General features: G+C 64.7%; 10 protein-coding genes. 1 reads left to right on the top strand and 9 read right to left on the bottom strand.

Annotated features, from left to right (window positions below):
* Positions 1 to 230: 230 nt before the first annotated feature.
* The 5 genes from ACTHN9_RS04885 to ACTHN9_RS04865 all read right to left on the bottom strand — a co-directional run bounded on the left by ACTHN9_RS04885 (position 231) and on the right by ACTHN9_RS04865 (position 6,073).
* Positions 231 to 1,973: an ATP-binding protein gene (locus tag ACTHN9_RS04885; protein WP_440535623.1), complete on the bottom strand. Its 1,743-nt coding sequence runs from the start codon at positions 1,971 to 1,973 to the stop codon at positions 231 to 233.
* On the bottom strand, positions 1,960 to 3,477 hold the full coding sequence (locus tag ACTHN9_RS04880; protein WP_440535622.1) for an ATPase domain-containing protein: 1,518 nt from the start codon (positions 3,475 to 3,477) through the stop codon (positions 1,960 to 1,962). Before ACTHN9_RS04880 ends, ACTHN9_RS04885 begins: the two co-directional genes overlap by 14 nt.
* A gap of 189 nt (positions 3,478 to 3,666) precedes the next feature.
* The gene (locus tag ACTHN9_RS04875; protein WP_440535621.1) at positions 3,667 to 4,557 is read right to left on the bottom strand and encodes a hypothetical protein; all 891 of its coding nucleotides are present in this window, start codon (positions 4,555 to 4,557) and stop codon (positions 3,667 to 3,669) included.
* A gap of 172 nt (positions 4,558 to 4,729) precedes the next feature.
* The gene (locus tag ACTHN9_RS04870; RefSeq protein WP_440535620.1) at positions 4,730 to 5,383 is read right to left on the bottom strand and encodes an acyl-homoserine-lactone synthase; all 654 of its coding nucleotides are present in this window, start codon (positions 5,381 to 5,383) and stop codon (positions 4,730 to 4,732) included.
* Positions 5,384 to 5,629: 246 nt separating this feature from the next.
* The gene (locus ACTHN9_RS04865; protein WP_440535619.1) at positions 5,630 to 6,073 is read right to left on the bottom strand and encodes a DUF4902 domain-containing protein; all 444 of its coding nucleotides are present in this window, start codon (positions 6,071 to 6,073) and stop codon (positions 5,630 to 5,632) included.
* 94 nt (positions 6,074 to 6,167) lie between these two features.
* Between ACTHN9_RS04865 and ACTHN9_RS04860 the strand changes: the two genes are divergently transcribed.
* On the top strand, positions 6,168 to 6,884 hold the full coding sequence (locus ACTHN9_RS04860; RefSeq protein WP_440535647.1) for an autoinducer binding domain-containing protein: 717 nt from the start codon (positions 6,168 to 6,170) through the stop codon (positions 6,882 to 6,884).
* A 33-nt stretch (positions 6,885 to 6,917) separates the two neighbouring features.
* On the opposite strand, the gene ACTHN9_RS04855 is transcribed toward ACTHN9_RS04860, so the two are convergent.
* The 4 genes from ACTHN9_RS04855 to ACTHN9_RS04840 form a co-directional block, all read right to left on the bottom strand.
* The gene (locus ACTHN9_RS04855) at positions 6,918 to 8,120 is read right to left on the bottom strand and encodes an enoyl-CoA hydratase/isomerase family protein (protein WP_440535618.1); all 1,203 of its coding nucleotides are present in this window, start codon (positions 8,118 to 8,120) and stop codon (positions 6,918 to 6,920) included.
* A gap of 56 nt (positions 8,121 to 8,176) precedes the next feature.
* Positions 8,177 to 9,073 carry a 3-hydroxyisobutyrate dehydrogenase gene (mmsB, locus tag ACTHN9_RS04850; protein WP_440535617.1) on the bottom strand — a complete coding sequence of 299 codons (897 nt, stop codon included), beginning with the start codon at positions 9,071 to 9,073 and terminating at the stop codon, positions 8,177 to 8,179.
* Between the two features lie 50 nt (positions 9,074 to 9,123).
* On the bottom strand, positions 9,124 to 10,647 hold the full coding sequence (locus tag ACTHN9_RS04845; protein ID WP_440535616.1) for a CoA-acylating methylmalonate-semialdehyde dehydrogenase: 1,524 nt from the start codon (positions 10,645 to 10,647) through the stop codon (positions 9,124 to 9,126).
* A 117-nt stretch (positions 10,648 to 10,764) separates the two neighbouring features.
* On the bottom strand, positions 10,765 to 12,498 hold the full coding sequence (locus tag ACTHN9_RS04840) for an AMP-binding protein (RefSeq protein ID WP_440535615.1): 1,734 nt from the start codon (positions 12,496 to 12,498) through the stop codon (positions 10,765 to 10,767).

The following is a 12,498-nucleotide window of genomic DNA, read 5'->3' as shown; positions in this document are numbered from 1 at the left end:
GATAATGACAATCGGCTGCGGCTGCGGCTGCGGCTGCGGCTGCGGCTGCGGCTGCGGCGGGGGCGGGGGCGGGGGCGGTGATGGGCGAGTTCGGGTAGACCGGACGATCGCGGCCAACTTGATCGGTTCGATCGAAGCCGTGCACCTCAGGTGGGGACGGGATCCGTCGCGCGGGCGGCATCACGCTGACTACACCGGCCTCGAACTCAAATAGGGCGGCGCCCGTCCCGTCAAACCGGCCGCGCCCCACAAAGCGCTTTCGCGATTTCCGAGAGCAGTTGCTGCTGTCGATACGGCTTGCGCAGCCGCGGCAGGTCCATGCTGTTCCCCGGCGGCAGATCGGCGTATCCCGTGGCGATGATGACGGGGAGGTCGGGCCTGAGTGCGCGCGCGGCGGCGGCCAACTGCGTGCCGGTCATTTTGGGCATCGCGTAATCGGTAATGAGAAGGTCCACTCGCCGGCCGGTCTCGAGTACGGCGAGCGCATCCCCGCCCGAGTTCGCTTCGATCACCTCATGCCCGAGGTCTTCGAGCAAATAGGCGGTACTCGTCGAAATCAACGCGTCGTCGTCGACGAGCAGAATCGTCGCCCGTACAGGCGCGGGACGATCTTCGGGAGGTGCCGCACTAGGGCGAGTCGGTAAGGAAGGCCGTTGCGACGTCACGGGCAACCACAACTCCGCCCGCGTGCCGCGCCCGGCCGCGCTTTGGAGCCTCAGCGCGCCGTCTAATTGGAGCGCCAATCCGTGAATCATCGAAAGGCCGAGCCCCGTCCCTTTACCCACTTCCTTGGTCGTAAAAAAAGGTTCGGTGGCCTTCGATAGCGTTTCCGGATCCATTCCTCGACCCGTATCGCTCACGGTCAAACGCACGTATTCGCCGGCGGCGAGATCGATGCTTTCGGCGCAACGAATCGCGTCGACCCGTATCGAGATCGTGCCGCCGTCCGGCATCGCATCGCGCGAGTTGACCACGAGATTGAGCAGCGCGAGTTCGATCTGATTCGCGTCGGCGAGCGTCAGCGGCACGTGCGCGGGCAGCGCCACATTCAGTTCGATGCCGGCGCCCACCGAGCGCTCGAGCAGATCCGTCATGCCCCCAATGAGTTGCGATAGGTTCGTGGGTTCGATCCGCAGATCTTGCTGCCGCGCGAATGCAAGCAGACGCTGCGTGAGCGACGCGCCGCGCTGCGCGCCCCGGAGCGCACCGTCGATGAGGTGCACGGCTTTCTCGTTGGGGGCCTGCTTGCGCAACAGTTCGAGGTTGCCCATGACGGCCATCAGCAGATTGTTGAAATCGTGCGCGACGCCCCCCGTCAACTGCCCGATCATCTCCATCTTCTGCACTTGGCGCAGCGCGTCCTCCGTCCGTTCGCGTTGCCGCATCTCTTCGAGTACGGTCGCATGCGCATGCTCGAGTTGCGCCGTGCGCTCGCCGACTTTGGCTTCGAGCGTCTCGTTCAGACGCCGCAGGCTTTCTTCGGCACGTTGGCCGGCGGTCAGCGCGGCTCGCAAACGCGCTTCGCCTTCGTGCAATGCCTGCATCCGCGTGCGCGCTTCGTATTGGCGATAACGGCCTCGTTGCGCGGTTCGCACCACGCTCACGAACGTTGTCGGATGGAACGGGCGCTCGAGAAAGATGACGTTGCCGAGCGTATCGGCTAGCCGTCCCGCGCAGCCGTTTCGCTCGGGTACGCCGCCTCGTTGCGTCAGGACGATAAACGGAAAGTCGGACCAAGCGGGCTGCTGCGACACCCACGCCGCGATCGCCGCGAGATCGGCACCGCGCAGCGCCTCCTCGGTCATCACGGCGCAGCCGATCTTGTCGGCCAGGAGTGCCGAAAAGCGCGGCACATCCCGACAGACGACCGATTCGATTCCCGACTGCTTCAGCAACGCGGCAGCGACCGCGGCGTCTCGTCCATGGGGCGCCAGGATCAAGGCCGGGCAGTCCTCGGCGCTATTCGTCGCCATTGCCGGTCAGGGTGGGGTTCAGCAGCAGCGGCCCGGCGTTGCCGACGAACGACGGGACGCCGTGTAGAACGCCCTGGAACGCATCGAGCGGCGCGCCGACCGTGAGCCCGGCCTCGCCGATTCGAAATTCTCGGATCGTTTCCTCATGACGGCCAGTGCGTTTCTTGATCACGGAAACGGCACGCCGGACGCGACCAAGCGCTTCGAAGTAACGAAGGAGGATGACCGTGTCGGCGAGGTAGGTCACCTCCACGGGGGCTTTCATATCGCCGACGAGGCCATGCTGAGCCACCGTCAAAAACGTGGTGGCGCCCCGGCGGTTGAGATATTGCAGCAACTCGTGAATATGAAGCACGAGCGCATTCTCCTGTGGCATGGCCGCTTCATAACCGTTGAGGCTGTCGATCACGACGGTTTTTGCCTGCCGTACATCGACGACCGAGCGTACGCGGTGGGCAAATTCGCCGGGCGACAATTCCACCGCATCGATTTGCTCGATATGAAGATGGCCGGTGCCGATTGCGGTCTCGAAGTCGAACCCCATCTTTCGCGTGCGATCGAGCAGCAGGCCGAGTTCTTCGTCGAAGATGAACAGCGCGGCTTTCTCGCCACGCGCGAGCGCGGCGTAGACGAATTGCAGCGCGAAGGTCGATTTGCCTGCGCCGGCCGGCCCCAGCACGAGGGTGCTCGATCCTTGATCGACGCCGCCGCCGAGCAAGGCATCGAGCGCCGCGACGCCGCTGCCGACGTTTACGCGGCCACCGCGGCTGCGGTGCTCCGCCGCGATGAGGCGCGGGAACACCGATACCCCGCCGGTCCTGATCGCAAAGTCGTGGTACCCGCCGCGGAACGCGCGCCCTCGGTATTTCGACACCTTCAGCCTGCGCCGCTCGGCGCCGTAGTCTGGCGCGAGTTCTTCGAGCTTGATGACGGCGTGAGCGATGCTATGAACCGTCTTGTCGGCCGCATCCGAGCTTAAATCGTCGAGCAGCAGCACCGTGGCACCGTATCGCGCGAAATAGTGCTTCAACGCTAAGATTTGGCGACGATAGCGCAGCGAGCTTTGCGCGAGCAGGCGGATCTCCGATAAGCTGTCGAGCACCACGCGCTTGGGCTTGGCCCGTTCGTACGCGCCGAGGATCACCTGCGTGGTTTCGCCTAGTTCCAGATCCGACGTATACAGCAAACTCTGTTGCTGGTCGGCATCGAGCAGGCTCTCGGGCGGCACAACCTCGAATACCTCGATGTACTCGCCGAGCTGCCAGCCATGCGAGGCGGCGCCGTTACGCAGTTCCTTTTCCGTTTCGGATAGCGTGATGTAAAGACCGCGCTCGCCCGCTTGCGCGCCGGTCATGAGGAAACGAAGCGCGATCGTCGTCTTGCCCGTACCGGGTGCACCCTCGAGCAAAAAGAGGTTGCCTTCGGTGAGCCCTCCCATCAACACATCGTCGAGCCCCGGTACGCCCGTTTGGGCTATCGGCGTATCGTCCATGGTCGCGGCCATCGGTCACTCCCGGTCGTGTCAGGAATTTCGGGGAAGGCTACATGGGAATCATCGTGGCGTGTAGACGGTCGTGCGGCAATCGCCATGGTCGCGTCTCCTGGTAAAGATGACGTGACCCCAGCAATTAACAGACCCGGAATGCGAGGGCGGGCGTGAGACGTGCGGCAGGCAATGGGGAATAGGGCCGATTCACTGCTTCGACGACAACGTGTAGCCGTCGCTTTGCCAACTGACGACGGCGCGGCGCCACGTGCCCGGCGGAGCCGAGGCCACCGCGCTGCCCGCCAGCCAATGCTCCGCCGCCATGCCGAGCCCGCGCGCCGTTTCTGTTGCAATGCGGCGGCAAGCCATTTCGGCGCACGCGCGGACAACGCGTTCGCTGGACCGAAACACGAATCGGACCTCGACCTCGTGGTCGGCCACCCGCGTGAACATCTCGCGCAGGTCGGCGGACGCATCGCTCATTCGGGCCCAGGCGCGCACTTCGGCAAAGTGATACTCGAGCCACTGCGAGAAGAACCACGCATCTTCGTGGCTTGCCAACGTGAAGGCGGCATCGCACGAAACCCACCCGCGAGAATTGGCCAACGCAGGGCCGAGCCACGTTGCCGCACCATCGACAGCCGCTTTATCGGAGGAGGGCTCGCCTTCGCGCGCATCGCGAGGCGCAGGGCAGGTAGTGGGCGTCGAGGCGAGCCGGTGCAACCATTCCGATTCGCCATGCGACGGCGCGGTGCCCAGATGGATCTGGTATGCGCGTAGTGCGTGCCAGAGCAGCGCGTGGTCGTCGGCGCGCGAGGGCTGCAGCGCGACTGTTGCGGTGCGGCATGGCCTGGGTGTGGCCGAGCGCGCGACGAGCCGAAGTTCGCACAGCGACGTCGAATCGGTCACGATCGACGCCAGTCTGGGCAACCCGATCGTCGGCACTTCGAGCGCATCGGCGCTGACCGTCAACCCATGCCGATCGAGTCGAACGATCGGCATGTCCGCCGCGGGATCGCCGTATCGCACGGCGAGTTGTGCCCAGGTGGCGAAATCGTCGCGAAAATCGGATGCCGGCACGTCGCGCGAGATATACACGGTGTTACTCCTTCGATGGGGATGCAGGCCGAGCGGCAACTGCGAACGTATGCATGCCGGCCCTCGTCGAAGGCGGTACGCAAAGAGCGGTGGTCGAGCGATGGCGCCGAGCAAGACCGGCCGCCGCCGCTCTCTTCGAGCGGCGAAAGGACGGCCGACGGCGACGATCGATTCAGCAGCAAGCTTCCAAGAGCGGCTCGCTTTGGTCGTACTGATCGTACTGATCGCGCTGCGCCACGAGCGCAGGGTCGAGGCCGAGCGCCGCGAGCGTTTGGAGGTCCAGGTCGATCCAACAGGCGACGACCATGCGGCCGTCGATCCGCTGCGCGGGACCGGCCCGGTGAGCATGCACCCCGATGCGGCGGAACAGCCGTTCCATGCTGAGGAACGTGACGCCGATCAGTTGGCGCGCCCCCAGCTTGACGGCGCACTCGACGACCGACGCCAGCATCGGCCCCACGGCCCATGCTCCGGCTTCTTCCCCGAACGCTGCGTCGGACGTGCTCGCCGCGAAGCGCGACAGTTCCCAGACGTGCTCGGTACGCGGCGGCGTCATGCCGTCGGCCAGCAGCGAGGGAAACAATTCTTGCAACAGATAAGGACGCGAAGTAGGCAACAATCTTGCACAACCGCAAATGGCCCCCGATTCGTCATGGGCGACGACATACACGGTGTCGTCGCGATCGTATTGGTCACGCTCGTACTGATCATCGGCACACGGCAGACGCCACCCCAATTGTTCGACGAAGATTCGGTGCCGATAATGTGCAAGCGCCGTATCGAGATCGCCGGGAAGCCGCCCCTCGCCGTGAACAGAAGTCCGCATGAAATCCCTCTCTTTTTGATTTTGATGCGCGCATTACAGCGCGCGCTCCGAGGGGCGGTAACTGTCAACGTTGACAGGACTACTAGGTGTGATTAATCCTGCCGGAGCTTCTCATCGCTCCCAGGCATGTCGGTCGAATTCAATAATCAGATTGAAATGAAGGGGCGATTTGCTTATAAATGAGGCCTATGCATGAGTGAGCAGTCGAAGCGAGCGCAGCGGCCGTGTTGGACGCCCCGCTCGGCCTTATTGGAGCGTCGGACCGCGTACGGTCGGCTTACCCCACGGTGCGAGTGCAGCATGTGCGACGGCGTTCGGCCAGTTCAGGCCGGCGACGCGTCGCAGCAGCGCTTGGGCCGTGTAAGCCATGCCGAGATCGAGGCCGCGCGGATCCGTGCACATGACGTTGCTGCGAATGTCGCCCCAGGCGACGAGCAGGGCGCCCGAGGCGCGATCGACGTACCAGTCCCAGCCGAGCGTGATATGCGGGATACCGCCGCTACGAACGCGCTGCCATTCGGTGTAGCCGGCGCTGCTCGCGTCCACGCCTTCGGCGCGCAATTCCGCGAGCAGGCCGTGATCGAGGGCGGAGTCGACATGCACGAACTGGAGCGCGGCGATGGTGCACGCTTGTAGGCGGACATACCCGTCGACGTGTTGGCGGGGCAGCGTGGTGGAAGGGTGTCTCATGCGCCGGACTGTAGCAGCCTGCCGCAGCGGTGGGACCTGGCAACTATGACAGCCTTGTGTCCCGTGTTTCTCATCTGTTGAGGTATTCATGGAATTGCCGTTGCGGTGGCAAGAGAGTTACGAACAACTGCGTTCGGCGTCCGACGAGCGGCAGTTGTTCGACAGGATCGCAGGGGTCGCAAAGCGCTTGGGCTTCGAGTACTGCTGTTACGGGATTCGTGTGCCGCTGCCGGTGTCGAATCCGGCTGTCGCGATCTTCGACACGTACCCCACCGGATGGATGAAGCACTACCAGGACAACCACTTCATCGATGTGGATCCGACGGTGCGCGAAGGGCTGACGAGTTCGCGGCTCATCGTCTGGCCGGAGGCCGCGGCGAACGCGCCGCGGCTATGGAACGATGCGCACGATTTCGGGTTGCGCGTGGGCGTCGCTCATTCGAGCTGGGCGGCTCACGGCGTCTACGGTCTGCTGACGATGGCGCGGCATGCCGATGCGCTCACGAGCGACGAGATCGACGAATTGACGTTGCAGGCGAGCTGGCTCGCGAATCTATCGCACTCGCTCATGAGCGAGTTTCTCGTGCGGCGGCTCGCGCCCGAGGCGGCGGTCGTATTGACGCCTCGGGAGTGCGAGGTCCTGTGTTGGACCGGGGAGGGAAAGACGGCGTGCGAGATCGGCCAGATCCTCAACATCTCCGAGCGGACCGTCAATTTCCACGTCAACAACGTCTTGTTGAAATTGAACGCGACCAACAAGGTGCAGGCCGTCGTCAAGGCGATCGCGATGGGGTTGATCGCCTCGGGTTGAGGCTGGCCTGCTTGCACATTGCTTGCGTTTTTCTTACGAGGACAACCGCGACGAGCGGATCGCCGGCAGCGTGCCGAGCTCTGCTAGCGGATGCTGGGCGCTCGACCATGGCGAGCGCAAGAAATGCGCGATGCGCTCGGGCCGGACATCGGCCAACGACGCCGGCTGCCATCTCGGCGTGCGATCTTTGTCGATCAGATGGGCTCGCACGCCTTCGCGGAAATCGCCTTCCTCGATCGCGCGCGAGACGATCCCAAGCTCCATCCGGTAGGCATCGGCCAACGTGATTCGCCGTCCGCGCAATATGGCCTCGCGTGTGACGTGCAGCATCGTCGGCGAATAGCCGTGCAGCGCATCGAGCGCGGTTTGCAGCCACGCGCGCAGCTCGGGCGGCGGGTTCGAGATCAGCGCTTGCGCGAGCGACGCAGCCATTTCGCCGACAGTCGAACGCGCGGAGAAATGCTTGTCGATCGCCGGCAGTAACGCGGCAATGGGGGCGGGCGGTATCGGCGCCGAAGGCGGCACGAAGGCTTCGCGCAGGCGCGCGGCGACTTGATCGGCCGGTAGGCCGGCCAGGCGCGCTTCGAATCCTTGCAACCAGTCGCTTTGCACGCAGACATCGGCGAGGCCGCAGCGCACGGCGTCGGCACCCGACAGCACCGCGCCCGTGAGGCTGAGATAGAGCGCGAGTTCGGCCGGCATGACGCTCATGAAGCGCGTCGCGCCGACATCGGGGACAAAGCCGATCCGCGTTTCGGGCATCGCGATCTTGCTGCGCTCGGTGGCGACACGCAGCGAGGCGGCTTGCGCGAGCCCCATGCCGCCGCCCATCGCGATGCCGTCGGCGAGTGCGACGATCGGTTTCGGAAAAGCGTGCAGGGCGAAGTCGAGACGATATTCGTCGATGAAGAATGCTCGCCAGCCGTCGTCGGTATCGATGCGGCCGGCGCTCGCCGCTTGATGAATCGCGCGCACGTCTCCGCCGGCGCAGAAGCCTTTTTCACCGGCGCCGCGCAAGACGAGCGCCACGATCGTATCGTCCTCGCGGCATTGCTGGACGTGTTGCGCGAGCGAACGCACCATCGCATGCGACAACGCATTGAGTGCGTGCGGCCGATCGAGCGTCAAGATCGCGACGCCATTGACGACGTGGCTCAGCACGCGCCCCTCGTCCGGTTGCGAGGCGCCCGATACGCCGTCGCGTGCGGTGCTCAAGGGTTCGACACGTGCGTTCATTCATTGTCTCCATTCATGGTCGTGACGTAAAAATTCCGGCTGCGGCGTATCCGGGTTTATTGCGGTGCCGCGCCGCGTCGATAGAGCGAAATAATGGCCGAGAAGTCTAGCCCGCCTTGGCCGCTCGCGCTCATCGCCTGGTAGAGCTGCTGCGCGAGCGCACCGAGAAAAATCGGCTGCTTGGCCGTGCGAGCGGCCTCGGCGGCGAGGCCGAGATCTTTCAGCATGAGATCCGCGCCGAATCCGCCCGTGTAGCCGCGCGACGCGGGCGCGGTATCGACAATGCCGGGATAGGGGTTGTAAGTATCGGAACTCCAGCAGCGGCCCGTCGACGTATTGATGATGCCGGCCAACACCTTCGCATCGATGCCGAGCGCGGCGCCGAGCGACATCGCTTCGGCCACGCCCGTCATCGTGATACCGAGCAGAAGGTTATTGCAGATCTTCGCGACTTGACCCATTCCCGTATCGCCGCAGCGGACGATATTTTTGCCCATCGCGCCAAGGATGGGGCGGATGCGCTCGAACAGCGTTTCGTTTGCGCCGACCATGAAGGTCAGCGTGCCGGCGGCCGCACCGCCCGTGCCGCCGGAGACGGGGGCATCGACAAATGCGTTGCCGCGCGCCTCTGCCAGCTTGGCGAATACCTGGGCGCTGGCCGGGTCGATCGTGCTCGAATCGACGATCGTGACGCCGGGCGCGATGCCGGCCAGCACGCCTTGCTCGTCGGTCAAAACGCTACGCACGTGCGCGGCGGCCGGCAGCATCGTGACGACAAGCTCGACATCGGTGGCCGCGGCTTTCGGCGAAGCGCATGCGGTTGCGCCGCATTCGGCCAGATCGCGCAGCGCGGCATCGTTCAAGTCGAACGCCTGCAGCGCGTGGCCGTGGTTCAGCAGGTTGCGCGCCATCGGCGCGCCCATGTTGCCCAAGCCGATGAATCCGATCTTCATGGGGAAGCACTCCTTGTTCGGTACGAGCGCAAGCGCGCGGGCGCAGCGTATCAGCGTAGATGGATCGTCGTGTTCACACCGCCGGCCGCGGGGGCATCGTCGAACCAGCGCGCGGTGACGGTTTTCGTTTGCGTATAGAACTGCACCACTTGCTTACCATACGGCCCCAAGTCGCCGAGCTTCGAACCGCGCGAACCGGTGAAGCTGAAGAACGGCACGGGCACCGGGATCGGGATGTTGATCCCGACCTGGCCCACGTCGATCTCGCTTTGGAACTTGCGCGCCGCGGCCCCGCTCTGCGTGAACAGCCCCACGCCGTTGCCGAACGGATTGCGGTTGACGAGCGCGATGGCGTCGTCGAGCGTGTCGACGGAGAGCACCACGAGCACCGGTCCGAAGATTTCGGTGCGATAGATTGTCATGTCCGTCGTCACATTCGAGAAGATCGTCGGGCCGACGAAATTGCCGTTCTCGTAGCCGGGTACGCGCACGTCGCGGCCGTCGAGCAGAAGTGTCGCGCCTTCTTCGATGCCCTTGGCGATCAAAGACACGACGCGTTCCTTGGCGGCTTGCGAGACGAGCGGGCCGACGTCGGTGTTCGGCTCGGTGCCGGCGTTGACCTTGAGGGTTTTCGCGCGCGCCACGAGTTCGGGCAGCCAGTCGCGCGCCTCGCCCACGAGCACGACGGCCGACGTGGCCATGCATCGTTGCCCCGCGGCGCCGAAGCCTGCTCCTGCCAGCGCATTGAGCGTTTGTTCGCGATTCGCGTCAGGCAGCACCACGGCATGGTTCTTCGCGCCCATCATCGATTGCACGCGCTTGCCGTGTTCGCTCGCCAAGGTATAGACGTGCGTGCCGACGGCGGTCGAGCCCACGAACGACACCGCTTTGACATGCTCGTGCGTGCACAGCGCATCGACGACTTCCTTGCCGCCGTGCACGACGTTCAATACGCCGCGCGGCACGCCGGCTTCGATGGCGAGTTCGACGAGCGCCATCGTCGAAAGCGGATCTTGTTCGGAGGGTTTGAGCACGAACGTATTGCCGCAGACGATCGCCATCGGGAACATCCAAAGCGGGATCATGGCGGGAAAATTGAACGGCGTGATGCCCGCGCAGACTCCGATCGGCTGACGCAGCGTGTAGGTGTCCACGCCGCCCGCCACGTTCTCCGCGAATTCGCCGAGTTGCAGCGTGCCGATCGACGCCGCATGCTCGACGACTTCGAGCCCGCGGAAAATGTCGCCTTCCGCATCGGGCAGCGTCTTGCCCTGCTCGGCCGTCAGGATCTTCGCGATGCGCGGCATGTGCTCGCGGATCAGCGCTTGATACTTGAGCATGATCCGCGCACGGGTGCCGATCGACGTCGATTTCCACTGCGCGAATGCCGCGTGCGCGGCGCCGACGGCGGCATCGACTTCGGCGCGCGTCGCGAACGGCACGCGTGCCAGCACTTCTTGAGTGGCGGGATCGACGATATCGCGCCACTCGGTCGAGGTGGATTCGACGAATTCTCCGTTGATCAGCAGCTTGACGGTCGGGCAGGTCACGCCGGCGGCGGAAGATACGCTCATCGATAGGCTCCGGTTCGGTTCAAGGGAATGCGCGGCGGCCGAGGCTCACCGCATGCGGGCAAGCCGGCAGCGCTCGGCTTGCGAAGAAATAGCAGACTTCTCGCTTGCGCTGCGCGGTCATCGCAGATCGGGGAAGTCGTCTTCCCAATACTCGCCGGCCAGCCGCTGCTTCGCATCGCCGCGCTCCATCTCGCGACGGCGCAGCTCGACGCGGCGGATCTTGCCCGAGATCGTCTTGGGCAGCTCGTAGGCTTCGAGGCGCCGGATTCGCTTGTACGGCGAGAGCCGCTCGCGCGAAAACGCGAAGATGCTCTTCGCGAGCTCCGGGCCGAACGTATAGCCGTGGCGCAGCATCACATAGGCTTTCGGGACGGATAACCGCAGCGGGTCGGGGCTGGGCACGACGGCGGCTTCGGCCACCGCTTCGTGTTCGATCAGCGCGCTTTCGAGTTCGAATGGGCTCAAGCGATAGTCCGAGGATTTGAAGACGTCGTCGGCCCGGCCGATGTAAACGTAGTAGCCGTCGGCGCGCCGCATGGCGACGTCCGACGTGTGATAGCGGCCGTCGCGCATCACGTGTGCCGTTGCGTCGGCGTTGTTCGCGTAGCGTGTCATCAGGCCGAGCGGGCGCTCGCAGGGTTCGGCCGTATCGTCGGGCGGCGGGCCGAGCCATAGGGCGATTTCGCCTTCCTCCGCGGAATGCCCGTCGGGATCGACGAGCACGACGCGGTAGCCTGGCATCGGGCGCCCCATCGAGCCCGGGACGACCGTTTGTCCCGGAGAATTGCCGATTTGGCACGTCGTTTCGGTTTGGCCGTAGCCGTCGCGGATCGTGATGCCCCACGCCGTTTTCACGCGCTCGATGATCTCCGGGTTCAACGGTTCTCCCGCCCCTACGATCTCGCGCAGCGAGACGGCATGCGACGCGAGCGGCTCCTGCACGAGCATGCGCCAGACGGTCGGCGGGGCGCACAACGTCGTGATGCCGTGGCGCGTCAGCGTATCGAGCACGGTCTTGGCATCGAAGCGCGCGTAATTGAGCACGAAGACGCACGCCTGCGCGTTCCACGGCCCGAAGAAGCAACTCCATGCATGCTTCGCCCAGCCCGGCGAACTGATGTTCCAATGAACGTCGCCCGGCTGCAGCCCGATCCAATACATCGTCGACAAGCTGCCGACGGGGTAGCTCTCGTGCGTGTGCTCGACGAGTTTCGGCTTGGAGGTCGTGCCCGACGTGAAATAGAGCAGCAGCGGATCGCGCGCGGGCGTCGCAGCCCCCGGCTCGAATTCGGGCGAAGCGGCATAGCCGTCTTCCAAGCGGTGCCAGCCGACCATCGCAGTGTCGGCTCGAGCGCCGACGGCGATCTTGACGAGCGCCGCGCCGGCCGCTTCGAACTTGCCGCATTCGGCGGAATCGACGATCGCGAACTTCGGCTGGCCGATGTCGATCCGTTCGCGCAGATCGTCGGCGGACAATTGCGTCGTGGCGGGCATCAAGACCGCGCCGAGCTTGATCGCGGCGAGCATGGCATCCCATAGTTCGACGCGGTTCGGCAGCATGAGCAAGATGCGGTCGCCGCGGCCGACACCGAGCTCGCGCAAATGATTGGCGATGCGCGACGAGCGTTCCGACATCTGCGCGAACGAGAGCCGGGTTTGTTCGCCGCTGCCGGCGTCGACGAGCCACAGCGCCGGGGCATCGTTGCCGCGGGCGATTTCGTCGAAGTAGTCGATGGCCCAGTTGAATTCGTCGAGCACGGGCCAGGCGAAATGGCGATAGGCATGGTCGTAGTCCGACCGATGGCGCAATAGGAAATCGCGCGCGGCTAGAAAGCGCTGTGATGCGTTCAT

Source organism: Trinickia sp. (assembly GCF_051953405.1).
Taxonomy (GTDB): Bacteria; Pseudomonadota; Gammaproteobacteria; order Burkholderiales; family Burkholderiaceae; genus Trinickia.
This window is presented reverse-complemented; position numbering and strand designations above follow the sequence as displayed.